Genomic DNA, 24,519 nt, shown 5'->3' on the forward strand with positions numbered 1-24,519 from the left:
TTGATTCCTTACCATTTTATGGTGTTTCCTTGCCAATCTAGGTAGGCAGGTTCGCCGTTAAGTTCTAATTGGGGATTATCGTAAGTAAATTTGAATAATTGTTGGGCAACAAACTCAGGGGTAAATAGTTTATCGGCAGGTACATTTTTTTGAAATGGCTTAGATAGCTCAGTATCTGTGGTACCTGGGTGAAATAAGACTAGTTTAGTGTTTTTAGCACGACGAGCAAGCTCAATAGCGGCTGTTTTAAATAGCATATTAAGTGCTGATTTTGATGCGCGATAGGTGTACCAGCCACCCAATTTATTGTCGTTAATACTACCTACACGAGCACTTAAAGCGGTAATTGTGCAATGAACTTTGTGGTTAAGTAATGGCATTATGCTTTGCATGCATAGCAGGGGGACAAGCGTATTAGAGTGCATAAGCTGCATAAAATAATCACTATTGATGTCCTCGAGTTTTTTTTCAGGCATGTGCTGGTTGTTGTGTAATTGACCATTAAATATAATCACCTGAGCAAGCTCAACCTGCTGAGACTTTAGCGAGTCTGTAAGCTCACTCAAGCTTTGCGCTGAATAGTCGCTATGAAAATAGGTTACACTTTTATCACTGTGATTAATATTCGATGAGCTAACACAAATGATATTAAATTGTGTTGCTTGTTGGCTTAAGTGATTAACGTAAGATTGAGCAATGGCGCTACTGGCGCCAAATAAAATCACTGTTTTCATTTTCCACCTTTGGTTTTGATATTGCATTGACCTGAATTGCACTGAGCATTAGGCATTAAAAAACGGCTAATGTGATGACGGTACTTAGCAAAGAAAGTATAAGCATGATCGGCAAAAAAACGAATGACGGGCAAACGAATAATTTTAAGCCAAGGGTATTTGCCAACAGTACGCCAAGCTTGATAAGTCACGTCTAAGCCATAAATCATCTGCCCATTATCAATTTGGGCATGCAGTATATTCATGGCGTGTTGCTTATCGATTGCGGGAAAACGCTCACTAAAGTCATCAGCATTTAAATCTTCGAGTGTAACTTTATGATCAACATCAGCACGTTTTAAATGCTGCATCTCTGCATTGCAAAGGGGGCAATTACCATCGTAAAAAATGATCATGTCATCGCTTTGTGTTTATTTTACATATGCTTTTTTACGACATGCTGTTGTAAATGGATCTATTAAATAAGTAAACATAATGATATTAATAGGTCTCAAAGAAACAAAGGAGAGCTAAAAATGAGTGAACAATATGCCGCCTTGCGAGGTAATGTAAATTTACTTGGGCAATTATTAGGACAAACTATTAAAGATGCTCAGGGACAAGATATTTTAGATAAAGTAGAAGAAATTCGGGCTTTATCAAAATCATCTCGCAGTGGCAATGAAGCTGATCGTAAAGCGCTAATAGACGTACTGCATGCGCTTAGTGATGAAGAGCTTTTACCGGTTGCCCGTTCATTTAATCATTTTTTAAACTTAGCGAATGTTGCAGAGCAGTTTCATACCGTATCACGTTTTAATGATGTTGGTTTTTGCCAACTAAATCCTCTCACTCAAACATTAAAAACGTTAGCAGCAAAAGCCGAACAAGGTCAGCTTAATCATAACCATTTAGCCGATACCCTCTCAAAACTCCACATAAACTTAGTACTAACAGCACACCCAACCGAGGTGACTCGCCGTACCATTATTAATAAACACGTTGAACTTAGCGATTGTTTAGCGTCGCTTGAGCGTACCGACAATCTTGCGCAAGAACGCGAGGCAATATTAAACCGTATTGCGCAGTTAATTAGCCAAGCATGGCATACTGACGATATTCGTCGTTCACGCCCAAGCCCTGTCGATGAAGCTAAATGGGGCTATGCAGTCATTGAAAACAGTTTGTGGGAAGCGGTGCCTCGTTTTTTACGTGAGTTTAGCCAGCATGTAAAACAGCATTTAAGCTTAGAATTGCCTGCAGATTACAGCCCGATTGAATTTACTTCATGGATGGGCGGAGACCGTGATGGTAATCCGTTTGTAACCGCCGAAGTAACCAAGCAAGTGCTCGATCATGGCCGTTGGATGGCATTGGATTTATACCAGCGTGATTTAGAAACACTCTGTGCTGAACTTTCAATGTCGGATGCCAGCGATGAGCTTATTAAGCTGGCAGGGCAAGAGTTTGAACCGTACCGGGCTGTTTTGAAAGAAGTTAAAAATCAAGTTGCAGAAACGGTGATGCATTTAAGCGCTAAAATTAAAAATAAGCGCACTGAATCTCAAGATTTAATCACCGATATTAATCAAATTAAGCACCCTATTGAGGCATGTTATCGCTCTTTATTAAAGTGCAACATGCAAGTGGTGGCCGATGGTTTATTACTTGATATGATCCACCGAGTAAATAGCTTTGGACTGCGTTTGGCAAAACTGGATGTGCGCCAAGATTCGTCAAGACACAGTGATGTATTTTCTGAACTAACTCGTTACTTAGGTATTGGTGACTATAATCAATGGCAAGAGCAAGATAAACAGGCCTTTTTGCTCGCTGAGCTTAACTCTCGTCGCCCGCTTATTCCTAAGCATTGGCAACCTAGTCCTGATGTACAAGAGGTGCTCGACACCTTTGATGTTATTGCACAGCAAGATGCAAAAACCTTTGGTTTATATATTATTTCTATGGCCCGAACCGCTTCTGATATTTTAGCGGTGCAGCTATTACTTAAAGAGTCAGGCTGCGGTTTTGAGCTCCCTGTGGCGCCATTATTTGAGACCTTAGATGATTTAAATGATGGTCATAATGTTATTACTACATTGCTTAATAATGAGTGGTACCGAGGTCATATTAAAAATACTCAAAATGTGATGATTGGTTATTCAGACTCAGCCAAAGACGCCGGTATGATGGCTGCTGGCTGGGCACAATATGAGGCAATGGACAAGTTAGTGCAACTGGCGGATGAACGCGGTATTGAGCTGGTTTTATTTCATGGTCGTGGAGGCACGGTTGGTCGAGGCGGTGCACCTGCAGCGCAAGCCTTGCATTCGCAGCCACCGGGTTCACTCAAAGGGGGCCTCAGGGTGACAGAGCAAGGCGAAATGATCCGCTTTAAATTTGGCTTACCCAATGTGGCATTGCAAAGCTTAAACATATACGCGGGGGCGGTGCTGCAAAGTAACTTATTACCACCGCCAGAGCCCAAAGATGAATGGCGCGAAGTGATGGCATTAATTAGTGATGTATCGTGTGAGCACTACCGCAATGTGGTACGCCACGATGAAAACTTTGTACCTTACTTTAGAATGGCAACACCAGAATTGGAGCTATCTAAATTGCCATTAGGTTCAAGGCCCGCTAAACGTAACCCGAATGGTGGGGTAGAGAGCTTACGTGCTATTCCGTGGATATTTGCGTGGAGTCAAAACCGTTTAATGCTGCCTGCATGGTTAGGCGCACTAAGCGGGCTTAAAGCGGCGCTTGAAAAATATGGCATTGAAACCTTAAGTGAAATGAGTTTGCAATGGCCGTTCTTTAGAGCCCGTTTAGAAATGCTAGAAATGGTATTTAGTAAAGCGGATAGCTGGCTAAGTGAGCACTACGACAATGCGCTGGTGGAAGACATGTACAAGCCTTTAGGTGTGGCTTTACGTGATGAGCTTGGTGAGGCGATAACCTTAGTGCAATCATTAAGCCCACAAAAAAGTCTATTGGCAGATCAGCCTTGGATCAAAGAGTCTATTGGGCTTAGAAATCCATACACCGATCCACTTAACGTGTTACAGGTTGAGTTATTACGTCGCTCTCGTGGCGATGATAAAGGTAATGAAAGCGATATAGATAATGCCTTAATGATCACCATGACGGGTATTGCAGCGGGTATGCGAAATACAGGTTAATTTCTATTTTAATAAAACAAAAAAGGGAACACGCGATGTGCTCCCTTTTTTTACGCTGAATAGGCTAGTATTTCGTTTGCCAACCTTTTACACTACTTGGCCATTGAACAAATAAAAACTATTATGGCTTCAGCAACTTTTAAAGTGCAACATAATACAGCACTTAGCAATTCACACATCTCATTAAACGTAGCGCAAACCCAAGCACTACGTAGTCAATTAAAAACTCAACGCGGTATTTTACATTCAAGCGATATTAAAGCGCTTTGCACCGAACTTAATGTCAGCGAAGATACTTTATTGCAAGGCCTAGTGCCTATGGCATCTGAATTTTCAGTTGCACCAATTTCTCAATTTCATGTCGGCGCAATTGTAAAAGGGCTTGATTCACAAGAAAATACCACTTTTTACTTTGGTGCCAATGCTGAGTTTGATCATCAAGCACTTAGTTTAGTAGTGCATGGTGAGCAATCAGCAATTAATAATGCCTGGTTAAATGGCGCTAAGAAAGTGCTAAAAATAGCGATAAGTGATGTCCCATGTGGGTACTGTCGTCAGTTTATGAATGAACTGGCTGATGCTAAAGAACTTGATATTTTATTGCCAGCACAAAACTTTAAATTAGCAGAGCTGTTACCGCATTCATTTGGACCAACTGATTTAGGTAATGAGCACAGCTTATTTAATCCGGCAGAGCAAACTAATCGCTTTAAAGAGACAGAGCTTGATGAGAAGTTGATGAGCTATGCTTTAGCGGCTTATGTGCCTTACAGCCAAAATTACAGTGCAGTTAAAATAAGTACGTTTGAAAACGGTGATTTTTACGGTAGTTATGCTGAAAATGCAGCGTATAGCCCGAGCTTATCGCCATTGCAAAGCGCAGTGAGCCAGCTATTTTTAGCAGGGCTAAGCTTTGATAAGCAAACAGTAAAATCAATTACTTTATTAGAAACTGCCGGTCATGAAAACCAATCAGGGGTGGCAAAAGCAGTGTTAGCAAGCTTTACTGGCTTGCCAACACTTGAGGTGATTAGCGCAACATTAGCCAAGTAACACTTTAGCGGCTTCAAGTACCACGGCAACAGATTTTTTCTCAATCTCGCCGTGGTCTACGTTTGGAATTTCTTGACGTGTTCTATTTACCAATACACCTGCAACACAAGCGGCTTGTAAGCCAAGTGCGGCACACATAGTGAATAAAGTGGCCGATTCCATTTCATAGTTCATTACGCCCAATTTTTGCCATTCTTCACAACTACCTTGTAATGACTTAGGTACATAACCAGAATGCGTATCATAACGCTCTTGACCTGGGTAGAAGGTATCGCTTGAAGCGGTAATACCAATATGAAAATCAATATTGAGGTTTTCACAGGCTTTTACCATGGCTTGCGTGGCAAAAAAATCAGATACGGCAGGGTAGCACAGTGGTGCAAAGTGCTGACTCGCGCCATCTAAACGAACTGAGGCTTGGCTAATTAAAATATCGCCTTCGTTAATGTGTGGCTGAATAGCACCTGTTGTGCCAATGCGAAGAAAGCTACGTACGCCTAGTTGCGCCAGTTCTTCAACCGCAATTGACGTAGAAGGGCCGCCAATACCGGTTGAACATACCACCACAGAGTGGCCATTTAATTGGCCTAAATAAACGTGAAACTCACGCGTTTGAGCAAGGCAGATTGGATTATCTAAGAACTGTGAAATACGTGCTGCACGATCTGGATCGCCTGGAACAATGGCCAGTTTTGCACCTTTTAAATCATCAATACACAGTCCTAAGTGAAATACCTTTTCCATAACTAAGCCTTTTTAATAAAAATTGTTGTCAATTTACCATAATTACGAGAAACATAAATGAAGTACAGGACGGATGTCCGTATTGACTTAATTTGATTTATTCACCAACTCTGAATATTCAATCAATGGCAAAAATTACTTGAAAAATGAGCCAGTTGACTTGTTTGCTCAGACACTATATTCATACCTCATAGCAAACCAGTAGCTAGGCCAAACAGCCGTTAGCTATAATTTAAATTGTTTATATTCAATTGGTTAGTAGGTGGGGTTGGTTTTTAATTACCACCAACCTAAGTGAGCAAAATAAAGCGCCCTGTGATTTTAAGCATACTATGCAAATTATCTAAAATTAATTCAGCGTGCGATGTTTTGCATAACTACTCAATAATAGACAAGATATTCAGATTGAAAAAGGGTTTACAATGAGCACACAATTTCAAGCATTTAAAGATAAAGTTGAACACTGTTTATGTGCGCCTGGCGACGGTGTTTTTACGGTTAATACGGCTAAAGAACGCAAAGCAGCGCTTAGAAATAAATTATATGGGCAAACTGAAAATGTGGATGTCTTATGGCGTGACTCACTTAACGAGCTGCCTAATTCACCACACAAAGCAGTAATGCTAGGCATTAGCTCTGATTGCGGTGGTGGGATTTTACGTGGCGCTAACTGGGGGCCTTTATTTTTACGCTCAGCATTGATTGATCAACAAACACAATGTCGCTCGTTTGATTTAGGTGATGTACGTGTAATACCGCATTTATTGCACGATAAGTATTTAAATGAGGCCACTATTACCAACTGCCAAAAAGCGCTGTACGGTAATGACAATAACGATCATTATGTGAGCCCATTATCTATTACTGAAGATGTGTGTGATAGCTTTTATGCGACATTCCAAGACAAAGGCATTTTTGGTATTGGTGGCGATCACTCAATTAGCTACCCGTTAACAAAAGCGTATTTAAAAGCTAAACGTGAGCAAGGCAAACGCACGGCAATTATTCATTTCGATGCTCACACCGACTTACTGGTAGAACGTTTAGGCATTGATTTATGTTTTGGCTCTTGGTGTACACATATTTTGGAATTCTTACCAGCGCCGCATCATTTAATTCAATTTGGTATTCGCTCAAGTGGCAAGCCTAAATCACATTGGGAAAGTACTTTTGGCGTAAAACAACATTGGGCTGCTGAAATTATAGAGCGTGGCGCAGCTGCGGTTGCGGCTGATGCTATTGCGCAATTAAAAGCAGACAAGGTCGATGAAGTGTATGTAAGCTTTGATATTGATGCCCTCGATGCCGAGTTTGCATCAGCAACAGGTACACCCGAAGAAAATGGCTTAACGCCACAACACGCACTTGATATTTTGTCAGCGATTGCTGATGAATTCCCTATAACGGGGGCTGATATGATGGAGATAGCTCCGTTTACTGACAGCTCTTTAGTGGGTCAATCAAGCTCTGAGACGACACTGAGAGAAGGCGCTAAAATCTCAGCGTTTTTAATTAACGCAATGAACCGCTAATTTCAAAAGCTAAAAATTGGCTATTTGCAAATAACCCGCTATATTTAATTGGCTTTTATTGAAAAGTGACGTCTTAAATTTAATAGAGCGGGTTATTGTGATTAAGTGGTGTTTTGTATTATTACTCATTGTAAGCCAACACTGCGCAGCTAAACTCACTGTTGTAACAGAGAATTTTGCACCTGCGCAGTACCTTGATGCAAACAATAATTTAGTCGGTGATGCTGCCGATATAGTACGATTAGTACTTGATAGCACGGGGATTGACTATTCAATCTCAGTCAACGATTGGAGCATGGCATATAATATTGCATTGAGGGATCCCGAAACCTGTATTTTCTCAATTTCTCGCTCACCTGAACGTGAAAGTAGTTTTGTTTGGTTTGCTAAACTAGCCCAGTTCGATACTAACTTTTACTCCCTTAAAAGCAAAGGTATTGTGTTAACGAGCCTTGAACAGGCCAAACAATACAGAATTGCAGTTTTGAAAGATAACTACAGCCACCACTATTTACTCTCCCAAGGCTTTAAAGAAAACGAAAATTTAATGCTTTTTAATAGCTTTGATAATATTTTTAAAATAATTAGAGCGCGAAGTTCCAGCATTGATTTGGTTGTAATACCTGCACAGAGAATAAATCATGAACAGTCCCACTTATTAAATGAACTACAGCTCGAGCCATTAATGCCCATCAACGTCAGCCAAGCTCCCTTATATTTTGCGTGTAACAAAAACCTACCTAATAAATTAAAGCAGCAACTTAGCACGGCCTTTGCTTTGTATGAATCGCAACTATAAATATTAAATCATTGATTAATTTAATAAAATAATATTATCTAAATATCAATTGCCCTGTTTATAAAAGCGGCTATAATCCAGCTGCTTTTGCTAATAAAAGCGATTATTTTGGAGTTATAAATGGGTGATTTAATCGGGATTGCTTTATTAATCTTGATGAGTGCGTTATTTGCGATGTCAGAAATTTCGATTGCCGCTTCACGCAAAATAAAATTAAGAGTTATGGCTGACGAAGGAAATGTGCAAGCGCTAGCAGTATTAAAGCTGCAAGAGCAGCCAGGTGCTTTTTTTGCCATGATCCAAATTACGCTCAATGCGATTGCCATATTAGGTGGGATTGTTGGGGAGCAGGCATTATCGCCTTACGTGCAAGAAATACTGCAGTTATTTTATCAAGGTCCGTTACTTGGGCAAATTAGCTTTTTGCTATCGTTTTTAATTATTACCTCATTGTTTATATTATTTGCTGATTTGCTCCCAAAACGTTTAGCAATGATTTTACCTGAAGCTGTTGCTGTGCGTGTAGTTACAATTATGCGCTGGGTTACTTTCGCACTTACACCACTGGTATTATTTTTTAACGGTTTAACCAATATAGTATTGCGGGTTTTCAAAGTGCCGAGTGAGCGTGAGGATATTGTTACAACTGAGGATATTGTTGCCATGATGGATGCCGGTGCTGAATATGGCAGCTTGCAACAGCAGGAATATGACTTAATTGGTAATGTATTTGATTTAGAAGCACGCTTTTTATCGAGCGTTATGTCACCTCGCGAGCAAGTGGTGTACTTTGACATTGATGAGTCGAGTGATGACATAGCTAATAAAATTATTGAGCATCCGCATAATCACTTTTTAGTGTGTAAAGGCAATTTAGATAAGCTAATTGGCACGGTAGAGTCAAAAGATATTTTACGCCAAGTGCTTAAAGGTGAAGCCGCGAATATTAACGATGACATGCTCGATAAAGATATTTTTTACCTACCAGAAACACTGAGCTTATCTGAAGCGCTAAATGCGTTTAAAACTGCCGTTCATCCTTTTGCAGTGGTGGTCAATGAATATGCGCTAGTGGTTGGGGTGGTGACAGTTAAAGATTTAATGAAAGGCTTTATGGGTGATTTAATAACGCATCAAAGTGAAGAGTTAATCATTGAGCGTGATGCTAACTCTTGGTTAGTGGATGGTTTAACACCTATTGTTGAATTAGCTAAGGTACTTGAAATAGATGAGTTCCCTGATCAAAACCATTATGAAACGGTGGCCGGGTATTTAATTTATACCATGAAGCATATTCCCAAACGTGCAGAGTTTATTTTATTTTCAGGCTTTAAATTTGAAGTAGTGGATGTAGAAGGCATTCGTATAGAGCAGTTACTTGTCTCTAGGGTAAATCCTGATAGCGAATAATAGCCGCTAAAATTAAATTATTGATTAAAGGCAGCCAATGCATTTGCATTGGCTGCCTTTTTTATGGGTGTTACTGCTACAGCAAAACTATTGTTTGAGTTAATTTGGTGATAACTATAGTCAATTGTAAAAATGTGTAAATGTTGCTCAGTAGCTATTTTTAATTGTTGTACTATAGTTTAGAATGATCGTTCATTCTAAACTAAAAGGTATTTAACATGCAGCGTTCCCGCATCGCTTTTTTTGTATTTTCAGCCCTCGTTGGTTCTGTTGCTTTAAGTGGCTGCGATCAGGTAGCTGAGCAACCTAAGGCTTCTGCTCCTGCAGCAACACCCGTTGGTGTTGTCACATTAAACAGCCAAGCAATTACACTTAAAAAAGAATTACCTGGTCGTGTAAGTGCGTTTCAAATTGCTGAAATTCGTCCTCAGGTAAGTGGAATTGTGCAATCACGCTTATTTGAAGAGGGGACTCAGGTTGAGAAAGGCCAAGCACTTTACCAAATCAACCCTGACATTTTTGAAGCAGAATTAGCCGCCAGTAAAGCGGCGGTTGCTCGCGCAGAAGCCAGTATTGCCAGTAGTAAATCTAAAGCGTCTCGTTATAAAGAATTATTAGCAATTAAAGCTGTAAGCCAGCAAGACTTTGATGAAGCTGATGCCGCGTTTAAACAGGCATCTGCAGAATTATTAACGGCAAAAGCGCAATTACAAAGCGCGCAAATTAACCTTGATTATAGCCATGTTTCTTCGCCAATTAGCGGCCAAATTAGTAAATCAAGCGTTACTGTAGGTGCATTAGTTAGCGCAGGTCAAACAAGCGCGCTGGCAACAGTTACACAGCTTGATCCTATCTATGTTGATTTAACGCAATCAAGTAATGAGTTAACTAAACTCAAAAGAGCACTGGCATCAGGTGCTTTAGGTGTCGACTCTACAACACAAACCGACGTAGAGCTAATAATGGAAGATGGTTCTGCATACCCTCATAAAGGCACATTACAGTTCTCAGAAGTCACTGTTGATCCAAGTACTGGATCGGTAACGCTACGTGCTAAATTTCCAAACCCTGAAAAGCTACTACTACCAGGTATGTATGTACGTGCTGAGGTGGTTGAAGGTGTTAAGTCAGACGCAATACTAGCGCCTCAACGTGGTGTAAGCCGTAATACTAAAGGTGAACCTACAGCTATGGTTGTTAGCAAAAACAACACAGTTGAAAGCCGTGTATTAAAAGTAGAGCGCACTTTAGGCGCTAATTGGTTGGTGAGCGAAGGCTTAGCCGATGGCGACCAATTGATTGTGGAAGGGCTACAAAAGATTCGCCCGGGTGCACCTGTTACGGCAACTGCTGTGCAGTCTTCTGCAAATAACAGCCAATAACGGAGAGTTTTATGTCACGATTTTTTATCGATAGGCCTATTTTTGCTTGGGTATTGGCGATTGTGGTTATGCTTGCGGGTATTATTGCCGTTAAAAGCCTGCCTGTTGCTCAATATCCGTCTATTGCGCCGCCAGCGATTACCATTACAGCTAACTACCCTGGTGCATCTGCACGTACTTTAGAAGACTCGGTGACTCAGGTTATTGAGCAAAAAATGAAAGGCTTAGATGGCTTGTTATATATGTCATCAACCTCACAGTCGAGCGGGTCAGCAACACTGACGCTAACATTTGATGCCGAGACCGATCCAGACATTGCCCAAGTTCAAGTGCAAAATAAGTTAGCGACCGCTACGCCATTATTGCCTGAAGAAGTACAGCGCCAAGGTGTGGTAGTGGCTAAATCATCATCAAGCTTTTTGCTGGTTGTTGGTTTTGTGTCGCAAGATGGCAGTATGACTAATATTGATATTGGAGACTATGTATCGTCGAACGTGCAAGACATTGTGTCACGTGTAGATGGTGTGGGTGAAGTGGAGTTATTTGGCTCTCAATATGCAATGCGTATTTGGCTCGATCCGGCTAAATTACAAAACTATAAGCTAACCCCAAGCGATGTATCAGCAGCAATTAAAGCACAAAATGCACAGGTGTCAGCAGGTCAACTCGGTGGTATGCCGTCACTTGCTGGGCAGCAGCTTAATGCGACTGTAACTGCACAAAGTCGATTACAAACACCAGAGCAATTTAGAGATATTTTAGTAAAAACCAACAGCGATGGCTCGGCTGTTCGCCTGCAAGATGTTGCCGAAGTTGAACTGGGCGGTGAAAGCTACGGTGTGGTTGCTCGTTTTAATGGTAAACCAGCATCGGGACTCGGTGTAAAGTTAGCCAGTGGCGCTAATGCACTTGATACCGCACAAGGAGTAAAGGATGCACTTGAAGAGCTTAAGCCTTTCTTCCCACAAGGGCTTGAAGCGGTTGTGCCTTATGACACGACTCCCTTTGTTGCACTTTCAATTGAAAAAGTAGTACATACTTTAATAGAAGCCGTAGTACTAGTGTTTGTTGTTATGTACTTATTTTTACAAAACTTTAGAGCAACTATTATCCCTACTATAGCCGTTCCTGTGGTACTGCTAGGTACGTTTGGCGTTCTGTTTACCTTTGGGTATTCAATTAATACGCTCACTATGTTTGCGATGGTATTGGCCATAGGTTTGCTGGTAGATGATGCGATAGTGGTAGTTGAAAACGTAGAACGTTTAATGACTGAAGAAAAACTCTCTGCAGTCGAAGCAACTCGAAAGTCTATGGATGAAATTAAGGGCGCGCTTGTGGGTATTGCCATGGTGCTGTCGGCGGTATTTATCCCTATGGCATTTTTCAGTGGCTCTACAGGGGTTATTTACCGTCAGTTCTCTATAACGCTGGTAACAGCAATGGGGTTATCGGTATTAGTGGCACTTATTTTAACGCCTGCATTGTGTGCTACGTTATTAAAACCGAGTCATGTGCATACTGATGGTAGCTTTATAGGTCGTTTTTTCTCAGGCTTCAACCGTGGTTTTGATAAAACTAATAGAGGTGCACAAGGCTTTGTTGGCCGCATGATCAAGCACTCTAAACGTTATTTGCTTAGTTATGTTTTGATTGTCGGTGGTATGGTCACTATTTTTTCAAGCTTACCTACTGCGTTTTTACCGGACGAAGACCAAGGTATTTTGTTTAGCCAAGTAATGCTGCCAGCAGGTTCTACTACAGAGCAAACGCTTGAAGTGGTTAAAAAAGTAGAAAACCATTATTTAGAAGAGCAATCTGAAGCTGTTGCCTCAATTTTCACGGTTACCGGTTTTAGTTTTGCAGGCTCAGGACAAAACTCAGCCATTGGTTTTGTTAGCTTAAAGCACTGGGATGAGCGCCAACGTGACGACTTATCAGTGGGAGCGGTTGCAGGAAAAGGCATGGGCTATTTTTCAACGATAAAAGAGGCGCTTGTATTTGCATTCCCACCTCCGGCAATTATTGAACTTGGCACTGCCAACGGCTTTAATATGTTTTTACAAGACCGGGTTGGTTTAGGTCATGACGAGCTATTAAAGGCGCGTAATCAGTTATTGGGTATGGCTAGCCAAAGTCCAATATTGGCAGGTGTTCGTCCAAACGGGCAAGAAGATATGCCTGAATTACAACTGGATATTGATCTTGCAAAAGCAGAAGCCCTTGGTGTATCACAAGGTGATATTAACAGTACGCTTTCTACTGCTTGGGGTAGTAGTTATGTGAACGATTTTATCGACCGTGGCCGTGTTAAAAAGGTATATCTGCAAAGTAAGGCCGATGCGCGCATGGTGCCTGAAGATCTCAATAAATGGTATGTGCGGAATAAAAGCGGCGACATGGTGCCATTCTCAGCGTTTGCTAGTTCATATTGGTCATATGGCTCGCCTCGTTTAGAGCGCTATAACGGCTTTTCAGCTATGGAAATTCAAGGTAGTGCTGCGCCTGGTTACAGTACAGGTGAGGCTATGGATGAAATGGAGCGCTTAGTTAAGCAGTTACCTAATGGGATTTCCTCTGAATGGACTGGTATTTCATTCCAAGAACGTTCGAGTGGTGGTCAAGCGCCGCTTCTTTATGGTCTTTCACTATTATTTGTATTTTTGTGTTTAGCAGCACTTTATGAAAGTTGGTCTATCCCATTTGCAGTTATGATGATTGTACCTCTGGGTATATTGGGGGCTGTTGTGGCTGCTTTCTTAGGTAACTTATCAAATGATATTTACCTTCAAGTTGGCTTATTAACTACCATAGGGCTTGCCTCTAAAAATGCGATATTAATTGTTGAATTTGCTACCCATAAAATGGATGAAGGCTTAAGTTTGGTAGATTCAGCCATTGCAGCTGTACGACTTCGTTTACGTCCTATTTTAATGACCTCAATGGCATTTATCTGTGGTGTTTTACCGCTTGCAATAGCCTCGAGTGCAGGCTCTGGTGCTCAAAACGCCTTAGGTATTTCAATTATAGGCGGAACACTTGCTGCTTCATCACTGGTGGTAATTTTTGTACCGTTGTTTTTTGTTTTAGTACGTAGACTGTTTTCAGGTAAAGCAAAAACCACCTCGCAGGAGGAAGTTTAATGAGTGTCAGAACAATTAGTTTTAGTGCTTTAACTTTAGCCATTTTATCTGGATGTCAGTTAGCTCCTCAGCAAGAAGCGCTTAATTTACCTGTCCCTGATGCTTATGCATCAGAGGCAGGCAAAGGGCAAGTTTCATCATTAAAATGGCAGCAGTTTTTTAATGATGAAAAACTTAAAACATTGATATCACAGAGCCTTGAGCACAATAAAGACCTGCAAATAGCAGCACTTAATGTGCAACGAGTGCGTGGTTTATATCAAATTCAAGATTCGGCTTTATATCCGTCACTTGATTTAAACGCGACGGGAAGTCGTCAACGCTTGCCAGCTGATTTATCAGCCAGTGGTCAGCCTCAAATTAGCTCTCAATATAGTGCCACGGTAGGCATGACTGCTTATGAGTTAGATTTATGGGGAAAAGTACGTAATCAATCAGAGCAAGCATTACAAACGCTTTACTCTACGCAGCTTAGTGAATATAGCATGCAGGTGTCGTTAATTTCTGAGCTGGCAAATGCGTGGCTTAATTATGCGACCGATCAACAATTACTTGCCTTGGCAGAAGAGACATTGTCATCGCAGCAAGCTTCTTTATCTTTAACGCAAAAAAGTGTTGATTTAGGGGCTGCCTCTGAGATTACCCTAGAGCAATTAAAAAGCACTGTAGCTACTGCAAAGGTTGATATTGCAAAATATCAGCGTTTATTAAAACGTGATAAAAATGCGCTTGATTTATTAGTTGGTAAAACGGTGGGTCAAGACTTACTACCGACCAAAGAGTTGAATACTTTACTTGATTTACCGGCCGTACCTGTCGGCCTTCCGTCTGATTTACTAACACAGCGCCCAGATATAAAAGCGGCCGAGCACCAGTTATTTGCCGCAAATGCGAATATAGGTATTGCGCGTGCTGCGTTTTACCCAAGTATTAGTTTAACGGCCAATGCAGGGACTGCATCAGGTGATTTAAGTAACTTATTTGATGCTGGATCGGGCACGTGGAGCTTTATGCCGTCGGTAAATTTACCTATTTTTACTATGGGGCGTAACCAAGCAAATTTAGATGTCGCTAATGCAGAGCAACAAGTTGCTGTTACAACGTATCAGCAAAAAATTCAGCAAGCGTTTCGTGAAGTTGCTGACGTGCTTGCTGACAGAGAAGGTTACAATGCGCAATTAAGTGCACTTGAACAGCTACTACAAAGCCGTAAAGTAACCTACGACTTGTCACAGGCGCGATACGATAAAGGGGTCGATAGCTTTTTGCAAGTGCTCGACGCTCAGCGAACTTGGTATAGCGCAAGGCAGCAACTGATCACCGGTCAACAAGCGCTGCTTGCAAGTCAAATCAACCTGTACAAAGCCGTTGGCGGTGGGTGGCCAGTAACCGCTCCAAACGTTAAGTAAAATAGTACGCATAAAATCGGTTAGTCATCACCAGTTTCATGCGTAGCAAAGCAATATCGTTTAACACTTACCTCTTTATTATTAAGGGGTAGGCGTTAAATATTTCGAGTTAATTGGCTCGATAATGGAGTTTTGAATGAATTCTAAAAATAAAAAACACCTTGATCCGGTGCAAGCACAAGCGCGTCGTGAACAGGTATTAACAGCTGCTGCTGATTGTTTTCGTCGTAAAGGCTACCATGGTGCAGGTATGGCTGAAATATCAAGAACAGCAGGCATGAGTGCAGGCCATATTTATAACTATTTTGATAGCAAAGAAGCAATAATCGAAAGTATTATTGAAAAAGATATGGAGGAAATGTTTTCTATATTTCAAGAATTTGAAGATCAACCCGGTGATATTTTAACGGTGTTACTCGACGGCTTACATCACGGCGTACAGCGTCATATGGACACGGGCGCCTGCGTTGTTGACTTAGACATGATGGCAGAGGCCAGTAGAAATAAAAAAGTCGCTTTACTACTGCGCGAGGCTGACACGCAAGCACGTAACAGAATGCGTGACTTATTAGTGAGTGAAAGTAGTTTAATAAAATCACATTCAGAGCAAGAATTAGAAAGCCGTATTAATGTGATTTTCTCAGTGATGGCCGGATTGTTATTACGAAAAATGCTGTTTCCTGAGTTAACAGAAGAGACCGTGCTTATTGCACTACGTCCAGCAATGAAAACATTACTTATGCCATTTGATAATTAATACACTGAGTTATTAAGTTACTATGAATATTTGACCCTTACTATTGTAAAAAAGAAAGGGCTAGCCTTATATAAAAATAGTTTATGGCCAATATCATAAATAAAGACTAGCATTGAGTTGCTAAAACAGGAAAACAAAAATAAAGATATAGTTATTTATTATCAATAACTTAATCTTTTTTAGCTGGTTTTATGTGAGCTTGCGCTAAAGAGCTAAACACAGTAAATAAGAATAGTTGCTTTTTGGCGTGCTACTTGCAATCTTCGAGCTATATTAAAAGCGTTAATTTTGCGCTAACAACTTTAAGGAGAGCACATGTGGGCTGCAGTAAGTTATCTTGTAACAGCATTGGTATTTATAGTATTGGGATTAACGGTTAACTCCATTTACTTTGCAGTTGCGTTTTTTTGGACCGCACTTTCGCTACTATTAGTCAGTGGTGCTTATTTTTTTAACGCTGGGAAAGTATTTAGGAAACGCGAAAATGGCGTTATTCCTATTTACATTCGCTGGGCTTTTGTACCTTTTTTATTAGGTGCACAAATTTATAATGCATGGTCACGCAAGCGCGACAAAGTACCGCCTATTCAACAAATAAACGATAATCTATTTTTAGCATGTCGTTTGTTCCCCTCAGATATAGACACATTAAAAGAAAATGGCATCACCGCTATTTTGGACGTTACTTGTGAATTTGATGGGCTTGAATGGACATCTACCCAAGAAAATATTGATTACTTAAATATTCCTGTTCTTGATCATAGTGTGCCTACACATTCACAGTTAAACCAAGCCATTAACTGGATCCATCATCATATTAAGAAAGACCGTCGTGTTGTGGTGCATTGTGCATTAGGGCGTGGGCGTTCGGTGTTTGTTATGGCAGCGTATTTATTGAGTCAAAATAAAGATGCGGATGTACATGATATTCTGGCACAAATTAAAGAAACACGTGAAACTGCTAACCTTAACAAACGCCAATTACGCCATTTAGTTAAGCGTCATCGTAGAGGTGAGTTACTAATAAAAAATAAAGCGTACTTAATTGCTAATCCGGTTTCAGGCACTAAGTTGTGGTCTGAAAAAGAGCATTTAATTGTTGCGCGTTTATCTGCGTATTACGATTTAACTATTTTAAAAACTACGCCAGAACAAAACGGTATTACGTTGGCTAAACACGCCATAGAGCACAACCCCGATATTATTATTGCTTGTGGTGGAGACGGAACCGTGACTGAGGTTGCCAGTGTGTTGGTGGGTACATCGTGTCGATTAGGAATAATACCGCTTGGAACAGCGAATGCGCTTGCTCATGTATTGATGGGAATAAAATCTAAATTCATTCCTGTTGAGCAAGCCTGTGATTTAATTATTGATGGTCAAACAAACTTGATAGATACCGCGTATTGCAATAACGATTTGATGTTACTGTTAATAGGTATTGGCTTTGAGCATGCAATGATTGAAAAAGCAGATCGAGAGTCTAAAAATAAGTCAGGTCAACTTGCTTATTTAAACGGCTTTTTACACTCGTTTGGTGAAAATAAAGCGCAACAGCTTATGGTCAAACTCGATGATAATGAACCTGAGGCTATCAATACAAATAGTTTTATAGTGGCAAATGCTGCGCCGTTCACTACGTTATTAGCACAAGGGGGCGGGCAACCAGATCACCGCGATGGGTTATTGGATGTAAATTGGCTAACGCCAAACAAAGATAATGAAACCACGGTATTAAGTATTGCAGAGCTGATGTTTAGCAGTATTACGCAAACGCATCTTGCTATTAACTCGCATTATACCAATGCAAAACGTGTAGAAATAAGCGCAGATGAAACGCTTAATTACGTGATTGATGGCGAGGTTAAATCTGCAGATAAAGTGGTGGTGAGCATTCACCCTGCGTCGCTAAATGTAATATGCCAAGAGCAAACACCTGATTAGAAAGGCGTATGTATTACGCCATTGCTATTTTTTTGAGCCTTTTATTTTTTAATAGAAGGCCATACAAAACCCGATGTATCAGGTTGTGAAGATTCAGATTGCTTAGGTTTATTTCTAGGTTTACGTAACGGCTTGTTATTAATGGTATGAATATAAAGCGCTTCTACTTTATCCCTTGCCCAAGGCGTTTTACGTAAAAATTTTAAGCTTGATTTTATACTTGGCGAATCGGTAAAACATTTGATATTTACTTGCTCGCCCATTGCTTTGAAGCCTAAACGTTGTTCTAGTTCAACAAGGATTTGCTCTAAAGTTACCCCATGAAGTGGGTTTTTTGGTTGATTATTCATAGTCACACTGCTTTTTTAAACTGCATGTATTGTAACGTATACCGCCGCATCTTAATAGTTTGGAGATGGCTGGTAGATTCCAGATTGTTAATCTTGATTAATTTACGGTAATGGTTGAGGGCTTCTTGGGATAAATAAGGTTACCTTGCTTATCAAGCTTTAGCCACATCAACTGACTGTTGCTATGTTGGGGGTATTTTGCGGCACAAATAAGCGTAACAGAATGAACCTGCACTACGGCACCTTCGCTATAGCGTTTATTATCATACCAGCACTCAGTGTTTGTGTTTATAAGCTGGGTAGCATCAACAACAGAAAGCGTTTTTATTGTGTTTGCGTAGCTTAAAGCTGAAAAACACAAGCATAAAACAGCAATAATAAAAGTAAAATAATAACGCATGAATAACCTCAAGGTGTTTAAAATAACTACACTTAGCAAAAAAACATGCTAGGGTAAGTAAGACAACTTCAGTAAAACACAGAACAATAAAAAGGTGAACACATATGCTATTTAATCAAACTATGATTGATGAATTTACACTACTAGCAAAATTTCCACGCGAGAGCAAAATGCAGGGAATTAAACTTCATTCAGACGCTGAACCCGCCTTACGAAGCGCAGCACAACGTTTGTTCGATAAAGGGGTTATAGATAGCCCAGATGGCGGTTATTTAACTGATCTGGGCTTAGATTTAATTGAGCATGTCACTGTAATACACAGTGCGTTAAGTTGATTTGTAGTGATAGTCTTCAAAACGAAGTTTTTTAACATTTAATTTGAATTTTTTAAATTCCTTACTATAAATATTCACTAGCCATTCAGGTTGAATTGACAATAGTAAGGAAGTCAAATGAAATTCAAAAATATACCCAAGTGTATCCTAACAGCTTCAATAGCACTTACCCTCATTGGTTGTGGTTCTGATAGCGAAAAAAATACCCCTCCTAGTATACAAGTTAGCTCTTCCATTGATGTTAAGGAAAATAAAGATTTATCAATCACAGCAACAGTGACTGATAATAGTGTAGTGACCGGTATTACGTGGGAGCAAATTTCGGGCCCAGCTCTTGCACTCTCAGGTCAAAGCACTCCAACAGTATCTTTTATCGCACCAGCTGTTGATGCTGATACTGATGTTGTTTTAAGGGTGACGGCTACAGATGACAGCACTGAGTCAAGTTCTAAAGAAGTGACAGTTTCTTTGTTGAATAATCGTACACCTGTTGTAAATGCAAGTTTTACCGATGTTTTAGAAAAATCAGCAGCCGTTCTTTCATTAAGCGCCTCTGATGATGATGGCGCTGTTGTCAGTCATATGTGGGAGCAAACAGCAGGGCCTTCGGTTGTAATAGCGAATTCAGAAACCAGTCAAATTAGTTTTACCGCTCCTACTATTTCAGAAGATACTGTTTTAACGTTTAAAATGACTGTAACAGATGACAATGGAGAATCTACGATAGTTGAACAATCTGTAACTATTAAAAGCATTGATGTAGATTATGTTCTATCGGGCACTATAAATTCAGACAAATTTAGTAATGCTGCAGTTAGCGCATCTTTTCTCGAACAGAATTTTACTACCACTGCTGATGAAGGTGGTGTATTTAATTTTACTTTTTCAGCTGATGATGATGAGACAAACTTATTTGCTAGAGTTAACGCGAGCTCTATACAGAATAGTGCCTTGGAATATAGTGCATTTTTATCTCAGCTCACTGTTTCAGAGCAGCAAACACCAAATAGTTCAAATTCAGTATCCCTCATAACCTCACAAATGATTAATGAGACTGATGGTAACTCAAATACAGTCAGTTTAAGCTCAGTATCTACTGCCCTTGTTGCGCTTATTACCGCTGCCAACGAAGGCGTTCCACCAACGGATTTAGAGAGTTTTTCTTTAGTTGAAAAGGGCGTTGAACCGGACGTACTAATCGAGGCTGCAGCAGTTGTAAAATATGTCACTGAAAATGAAATAGCTTTACCAGAGGGTACCGATAATCTGTTAGATCTTATTGAAGACCCACAAGCTTACAATGAGTTAATAACACAGGTTGAGGAAAGTGACCCAGGAGCTATTGCCAGAACAGTCGATGAGATTATCGCAGACCCAGAATTAACCCCACCAGTCGATGCAGCCAGTTTACCTAATTATTATGTGAGAACGTTCCCAACGGCGAAAGGTTTTTTATCTCGCGGAGGTGAAAAGTTTACGTTTAATTCAGACAATACAGGTAAACAAATACATTTTTCTGGTGCGAATGACTATAGGTGGCAGTTGAGTGAAGGAGTTATCACTTTAGACTTTACAGGAGGAAATGGTAAAGAGTCTTATTATAGCGTTGATGTCGGCACGTTAGGCCTTACCCAAGAGCAAGTAGATCAACTTTTTTCGGCAGGTATATATCAAGTCGAAGTTATTATAAATCCAGTTTCGGGTACTTTAACTCGTGTACTTGAAGGTGAAACGATAGATAGTTATAGGATGGCATTAACGTCCTCACATGAAATGACGCCAGTTTATGTTGGTGACCAATTAATTCAAGCTCCACCTATGACGGTAGAAACCGAGTCAGATATTTCATTTAAAAAACCTTCTACTAACGAAAAGTCTTTTTCGATGGATGATATAGATGGTACATGGGCAATACAACATTATAGTGATGTAGCTGGTCGCTTTATTCTTGATCCTCTTGTTATAAATTCTGATAACACTGGTAAATTGCAAGATAACGGTGCTGTTTTTACTTGGGATATAAATAGCGATGGAATTTTACGAGCAATTTCACCAGATAATCAATATCAAGAATTTCAAATTATTGACCAACTCAATGATGAATTACAAATACTAAGTGTTGCATATTCTGATACAGGCAATGTAAAAGCTGCGGAAGTGATGTATGGCTTTAAAGTGGATAAAGAAGCGGCTAAAGAAATTGCGGTTGAAGTAGAGCAAGGGATGTATTGGCAAACAATGGTTAATCAGTGGAGCAAGGGTAACTGGAACGATGGGAAACTCGAGTTTTATTATGAAGGCATTCTAGATGTAAATAATTTTAATATGTTTGGGTTTAGCCTAACAAGCGGCTATAGCATGAATTTTAGTTGGCTTACAGGAACACCTGAAGATTATGAAATTTCTGGACCTGAAGTGAAGTGGGAAAAAACAGGTGCTAATGTATCGATTAATTATTTCTCTGCTTTCGCATGTAGTGATGATATGACAAAATCTTGTAGGATTAGGGAGTGGGAAGTACTTAAATCTTCTCCCGGTGTTGCTGGAGAACGACTATATGTTAAAGAAAAATACTATTCTTTATTAGATGACCGTTTTCAATTTGTCAGCACTGGCGAGCCTAGTATAATATTTGAACCGCGTTTAAATGTTTACGAGAAAATATCTGAAGATTATTGGAGACCAGATACGACCCCATCAAGAGTTTCAAATGCGAAAAAGAATACAAAACGAGTGATTTTATCGCCAAATAAAACAGCGAGCACAAATTATTAAAGCATAATGAAAAAGTAGGGCCTAGCTAGGCCCTTATTTTTTATGCATCAGGTTGATTTTCAGGGGCTGCATCAATGAAGGCAGTTAACTCATTACAACGTTCATAAACGGCTGCTATTTTAGGATAGGCAGCCATATCTACTTTAAAACGAATGGCATTAAATACCTGTGGTACTAAACATACATCAGCTAAGCTTGGCGAGTCGCCTGCGCAAAATGTGTTTTTGCTATCTAGCATGCGTTCTATTTTTTCAAAACCCACTTCAACCCAGTGTCGGTACCACTTATTTTTTGCTTCATCATCAACATTGAGTTCACTACTCAAATATTTAAGCACCCGTAAATTATCAATAGGATGGATATCGCAGGCAATCGCGTAACTTAAATTGCGAATGTGTGCTTTTTGCCATGCATTACCTTGCAATAATGGTGTCTCAGGATATTGCTCTTCAAGGTACTCTAAAATTGCTAAAGATTGACCTAATACGCCGTCATCAGTTTCTAAAGCTGGCAGGAGACCTTGAGGATTTTTCTGCAAATAATCTGCGCTTTGCTGCTCTGATTTTAATAAGTTAACAGGCACTAATTGATGATCAATACTTTTTAGATTTAATGCGATGCGCACGCGATACGCTGCAGATGAGCGAAAATAAGTATAAAGCTTCATAATCTGATTATCCTTGATTGCCATTAAAGTGTTTTTTGATTGTGCGCCAGCAGTCAGTGTAATTAGCTTGGCGCTCTTTACCTTCTAATGCGTATTTAGTTGGCGATATTACATAACGTGACTCAAACATAAACGCCAGCGTATTATCGTAGCGTTGTGGTTCTAAATCGGCGTTTGACGCTTTTTCAAATACGTCAGCTTCAGGGCCATGTGGTGACATACAATTATGTAGGCTCATCCCTCCAGGTACAAAACCATGCTCTTTTGCATCATACACGCCTTCAATTAAACCCATAAACTCACTCATAATATTACGGTGATAGTAAGGCGGACGGAAGGTGTTTTCAGCCACCATCCAACGCGGTGGGAAAATAGCAAAATCGATATTCGCAACGCCCTCAGTACCCGATGGTGAAGTTAGCACGGTAAAGATTGAAGGGTCGGGGTGATCAAAGCTAACGGTATTCATGACATTAAAGCGAGCCAAATCGTATTTGTAAGGCGCACTATTGCCTGTCCAAGCAACAACATCCAGAGGAGAATGACCAATATCACAACGAAACATATTGCCATTAAATTTAGCAATAAGTTCGAAATTACCCTCAATATCTTCAAAAGCCGCTACTGGATAGTGAAAGTCACGATCATTCGCATAACCGTTGGCACCCACAGGGCCGCGCTCAGCAAGGACATAGGCATGGCCGTAATTTTCACAAATATAGCCACGCGCAGTGTCGGTTAGTAACATTACTTGAAATTTAATACCACGCGGAATAACGGCAATTTCGCCTGCTTTAATAGTTAAATGCCCAAGTTCTGTTTTAAGTAGTAGTTCACCTTGTTGCGGTACAAATAACATTTCGCCATCGGCATTATAAAAATAGCGATTGTCCATTGATTTATTGGCAACATAAACATGAATACCGATACCCGCTTGACCATTAGCGTTACCATTAGCGGCCATGGTGATAAGCCCGTCTACAAAATCTGTAGGTTTTGTTGGTACATCAATTGGATCCCAGCGCAGCATGGTTGGTGGAGTCGGTACTTCGGTAATGGGAGCGGTTCTAATTAAGCCATTGTCTATGGCTGTATAATCGCCTTGCACAACCGATGGGCGAATACGATACATCCAAGTGCGGCGGTTATCGGCGCGAGGAGCGGTAAATGCAGTGGTACTGAATTGCTCTGCGTATAAATCATATTTTACTTTTTGCGGACTAAATTGACCAATCGGTAATGCACCAGGCAGCGCTTCGGTTTCAAATTCATTGCCAAAGCCGGTCATGTAGTTTAATTGTGTCGCCATTACTGACTCCTGTAAAAATGGGGGAGTGTTATATTTTTGTTATTTACGCTAAGATACTCTCAAGTGAGACTAATATCAAATGCACTGATTACGACCGTTGTAAATAAAAGTGAACAGATAAAAGTCGTGTGTAAATAAATAAGTGATTCAACATGAAAATAGATTTAACGACATTTTTGCCCTATCAATTAACGCACTTAGCAACACAGGTAAGTAACGATTTTTCGAGCATTTATAAAAAAGAGTTTGATTTAACAATTCCGCAGTGGCGAATAATGGCTAATTTAGCGCAATTAGGCCAAAGCACATCAAAGCAGTTATGTACTCAAGCAGATATGGATAAATCAACGGTATCAAGAGCGGTAAAAGCGCTGATAGGTGAAGGGCTTATTTATAGCGAGTTAAATAAGCATGATAAGCGTGCTGCATTTTTGATGTTAAGTGATAAGGGCATGGCTTTATATAAAAAAATAACACCACAAGCATTGCAATGGGAGCAAGCATTATTAAGCTGCCTGTCAGATGATGAACAACGCCAGTTAATCGCTATTTTTGATAAATTAAAAAATAAATTACAGGCATAAAAAAGCCCACAAAGTGGGCTTTTAAATTCAC

20 protein-coding genes are annotated in these 24,519 nt (G+C 40.2%); 13 read left to right on the top strand and 7 right to left on the bottom strand.

The features are described 5' to 3' along the window. Window positions 1-8 precede the first annotated feature (8 nt). Together AC27JR_RS02400 and AC27JR_RS02405 are read right to left on the bottom strand one after the other, a co-directional pair. The gene (locus AC27JR_RS02400) at window positions 9-734 is read right to left on the bottom strand and encodes an SDR family NAD(P)-dependent oxidoreductase (protein WP_487172669.1); all 726 of its coding nucleotides are present in this window, start codon (window positions 732-734) and stop codon (window positions 9-11) included. Next, window positions 731-1,129, bottom strand: coding sequence for a thiol-disulfide oxidoreductase DCC family protein (locus AC27JR_RS02405; protein ID WP_487172670.1), 399 nt, complete (start codon window positions 1,127-1,129; stop codon window positions 731-733). Before AC27JR_RS02405 ends, AC27JR_RS02400 begins: the two co-directional genes overlap by 4 nt. 120 nt (window positions 1,130-1,249) lie before the next feature. On the opposite strand from AC27JR_RS02405, the gene ppc reads away from it, so the two are divergent. Beyond that, the gene (gene ppc, locus AC27JR_RS02410; RefSeq protein ID WP_487172671.1) at window positions 1,250-3,895 is read left to right on the top strand and encodes a phosphoenolpyruvate carboxylase; all 2,646 of its coding nucleotides are present in this window, start codon (window positions 1,250-1,252) and stop codon (window positions 3,893-3,895) included. 123 nt (window positions 3,896-4,018) lie between these two features. Next, entirely contained in the window at window positions 4,019-4,948 is a 930-nt protein-coding gene (cdd, locus tag AC27JR_RS02415) for a cytidine deaminase (protein ID WP_487172672.1), read from the top strand. Here the strand turns inward: cdd and udp are convergent. Further along, window positions 4,937-5,692: a uridine phosphorylase gene (gene udp, locus AC27JR_RS02420; protein ID WP_487172673.1), complete on the bottom strand. Its 756-nt coding sequence runs from the start codon at window positions 5,690-5,692 to the stop codon at window positions 4,937-4,939. The two genes, cdd and udp, sit on opposite strands and share 12 nt — an antisense overlap. A gap of 422 nt (window positions 5,693-6,114) precedes the next feature. On the opposite strand from udp, the gene AC27JR_RS02425 reads away from it, so the two are divergent. The 8 genes from AC27JR_RS02425 (at window position 6,115) to AC27JR_RS02460 (ending at window position 18,068) form a co-directional block, all read left to right on the top strand. After that, window positions 6,115-7,224, top strand: a complete 1,110-nt coding sequence (locus tag AC27JR_RS02425; protein ID WP_055011940.1) for an arginase family protein — start codon at window positions 6,115-6,117, stop codon at window positions 7,222-7,224. Window positions 7,225-7,321: 97 nt separating this feature from the next. After that, window positions 7,322-8,023 (top strand): substrate-binding periplasmic protein, encoded by a 702-nt coding sequence (locus AC27JR_RS02430; RefSeq protein ID WP_487172674.1) that lies wholly within the window; start codon window positions 7,322-7,324, stop codon window positions 8,021-8,023. 120 nt (window positions 8,024-8,143) lie between these two features. Next, window positions 8,144-9,433: a polyamine export protein PaeA gene (gene paeA / locus AC27JR_RS02435; RefSeq protein ID WP_487172675.1), complete on the top strand. Its 1,290-nt coding sequence runs from the start codon at window positions 8,144-8,146 to the stop codon at window positions 9,431-9,433. Window positions 9,434-9,651: 218 nt separating this feature from the next. Continuing rightward, window positions 9,652-10,815, top strand: a complete 1,164-nt coding sequence (locus AC27JR_RS02440) for an efflux RND transporter periplasmic adaptor subunit (protein ID WP_487172676.1) — start codon at window positions 9,652-9,654, stop codon at window positions 10,813-10,815. A gap of 11 nt (window positions 10,816-10,826) precedes the next feature. After that, entirely contained in the window at window positions 10,827-13,958 is a 3,132-nt protein-coding gene (locus AC27JR_RS02445) for an efflux RND transporter permease subunit (protein WP_248527063.1), read from the top strand. Further along, window positions 13,958-15,367, top strand: a complete 1,410-nt coding sequence (locus tag AC27JR_RS02450; RefSeq protein WP_487172677.1) for an efflux transporter outer membrane subunit — start codon at window positions 13,958-13,960, stop codon at window positions 15,365-15,367. The genes AC27JR_RS02445 and AC27JR_RS02450 overlap by 1 nt, the downstream gene beginning before the upstream one ends. Window positions 15,368-15,503: 136 nt before the next feature. Further along, a complete protein-coding gene (locus AC27JR_RS02455; RefSeq protein ID WP_487172678.1) occupies window positions 15,504-16,124 on the top strand; it encodes a TetR/AcrR family transcriptional regulator in 621 nt (206 codons plus the stop codon). Between the two features lie 315 nt (window positions 16,125-16,439). Beyond that, on the top strand, window positions 16,440-18,068 hold the full coding sequence (locus AC27JR_RS02460; RefSeq protein WP_487172679.1) for a diacylglycerol kinase family protein: 1,629 nt from the start codon (window positions 16,440-16,442) through the stop codon (window positions 18,066-18,068). Window positions 18,069-18,109: 41 nt separating this feature from the next. On the opposite strand, the gene AC27JR_RS02465 is transcribed toward AC27JR_RS02460, so the two are convergent. Then, window positions 18,110-18,418, bottom strand: a complete 309-nt coding sequence (locus AC27JR_RS02465) for a VF530 family protein (RefSeq protein WP_008464342.1) — start codon at window positions 18,416-18,418, stop codon at window positions 18,110-18,112. A 97-nt stretch (window positions 18,419-18,515) separates the two neighbouring features. Beyond that, complete coding sequence (locus AC27JR_RS02470) at window positions 18,516-18,818, bottom strand: DUF1496 domain-containing protein (RefSeq protein WP_008464344.1); 303 nt, start codon at window positions 18,816-18,818, stop codon at window positions 18,516-18,518. Window positions 18,819-18,922: 104 nt separating this feature from the next. Between AC27JR_RS02470 and AC27JR_RS02475 the strand changes: the two genes are divergently transcribed. After that, complete coding sequence (locus AC27JR_RS02475; protein WP_487172680.1) at window positions 18,923-19,153, top strand: TIGR02647 family protein; 231 nt, start codon at window positions 18,923-18,925, stop codon at window positions 19,151-19,153. A 117-nt stretch (window positions 19,154-19,270) separates the two neighbouring features. Then, window positions 19,271-21,928, top strand: a complete 2,658-nt coding sequence (locus AC27JR_RS02480) for a PKD domain-containing protein (protein WP_487172681.1) — start codon at window positions 19,271-19,273, stop codon at window positions 21,926-21,928. Window positions 21,929-21,968: 40 nt separating this feature from the next. On the opposite strand, the gene maiA is transcribed toward AC27JR_RS02480, so the two are convergent. Beyond that, complete coding sequence (gene maiA / locus AC27JR_RS02485; protein ID WP_487172682.1) at window positions 21,969-22,595, bottom strand: maleylacetoacetate isomerase; 627 nt, start codon at window positions 22,593-22,595, stop codon at window positions 21,969-21,971. Between the two features lie 7 nt (window positions 22,596-22,602). Next, a complete protein-coding gene (gene hmgA / locus AC27JR_RS02490) occupies window positions 22,603-23,904 on the bottom strand; it encodes a homogentisate 1,2-dioxygenase (protein ID WP_487172683.1) in 1,302 nt (433 codons plus the stop codon). A 152-nt stretch (window positions 23,905-24,056) separates the two neighbouring features. Between hmgA and AC27JR_RS02495 the strand changes: the two genes are divergently transcribed. Then, complete coding sequence (locus AC27JR_RS02495) at window positions 24,057-24,488, top strand: MarR family winged helix-turn-helix transcriptional regulator (RefSeq protein ID WP_487172684.1); 432 nt, start codon at window positions 24,057-24,059, stop codon at window positions 24,486-24,488. Window positions 24,489-24,519: the final 31 nt, after the last annotated feature.

This window comes from Pseudoalteromonas sp. NH0006-26 (assembly GCF_057552415.1).

Coding starts and splice junctions, on each gene's coding strand:
- AC27JR_RS02400 (WP_487172669.1), bottom strand. CDS start 734: ATGAAAACAGTGATTTTATTTGGCGCCAGTAGCGCCATTGCTCAATCT.
- AC27JR_RS02405 (WP_487172670.1), bottom strand. CDS start 1,129: ATGATCATTTTTTACGATGGTAATTGCCCCCTTTGCAATGCAGAGATG.
- ppc (WP_487172671.1), top strand. CDS start 1,250: ATGAGTGAACAATATGCCGCCTTGCGAGGTAATGTAAATTTACTTGGG.
- cdd (WP_487172672.1), top strand. CDS start 4,019: ATGGCTTCAGCAACTTTTAAAGTGCAACATAATACAGCACTTAGCAAT.
- udp (WP_487172673.1), bottom strand. CDS start 5,692: ATGGAAAAGGTATTTCACTTAGGACTGTGTATTGATGATTTAAAAGGT.
- AC27JR_RS02425 (WP_055011940.1), top strand. CDS start 6,115: ATGAGCACACAATTTCAAGCATTTAAAGATAAAGTTGAACACTGTTTA.
- paeA (WP_487172675.1), top strand. CDS start 8,144: ATGGGTGATTTAATCGGGATTGCTTTATTAATCTTGATGAGTGCGTTA.
- AC27JR_RS02440 (WP_487172676.1), top strand. CDS start 9,652: ATGCAGCGTTCCCGCATCGCTTTTTTTGTATTTTCAGCCCTCGTTGGT.
- AC27JR_RS02445 (WP_248527063.1), top strand. CDS start 10,827: ATGTCACGATTTTTTATCGATAGGCCTATTTTTGCTTGGGTATTGGCG.
- AC27JR_RS02450 (WP_487172677.1), top strand. CDS start 13,958: ATGAGTGTCAGAACAATTAGTTTTAGTGCTTTAACTTTAGCCATTTTA.
- AC27JR_RS02455 (WP_487172678.1), top strand. CDS start 15,504: ATGAATTCTAAAAATAAAAAACACCTTGATCCGGTGCAAGCACAAGCG.
- AC27JR_RS02460 (WP_487172679.1), top strand. CDS start 16,440: ATGTGGGCTGCAGTAAGTTATCTTGTAACAGCATTGGTATTTATAGTA.
- AC27JR_RS02465 (WP_008464342.1), bottom strand. CDS start 18,418: ATGAATAATCAACCAAAAAACCCACTTCATGGGGTAACTTTAGAGCAA.
- AC27JR_RS02470 (WP_008464344.1), bottom strand. CDS start 18,818: ATGCGTTATTATTTTACTTTTATTATTGCTGTTTTATGCTTGTGTTTT.
- AC27JR_RS02475 (WP_487172680.1), top strand. CDS start 18,923: ATGCTATTTAATCAAACTATGATTGATGAATTTACACTACTAGCAAAA.
- AC27JR_RS02480 (WP_487172681.1), top strand. CDS start 19,271: ATGAAATTCAAAAATATACCCAAGTGTATCCTAACAGCTTCAATAGCA.
- maiA (WP_487172682.1), bottom strand. CDS start 22,595: ATGAAGCTTTATACTTATTTTCGCTCATCTGCAGCGTATCGCGTGCGC.
- hmgA (WP_487172683.1), bottom strand. CDS start 23,904: ATGGCGACACAATTAAACTACATGACCGGCTTTGGCAATGAATTTGAA.
- AC27JR_RS02495 (WP_487172684.1), top strand. CDS start 24,057: ATGAAAATAGATTTAACGACATTTTTGCCCTATCAATTAACGCACTTA.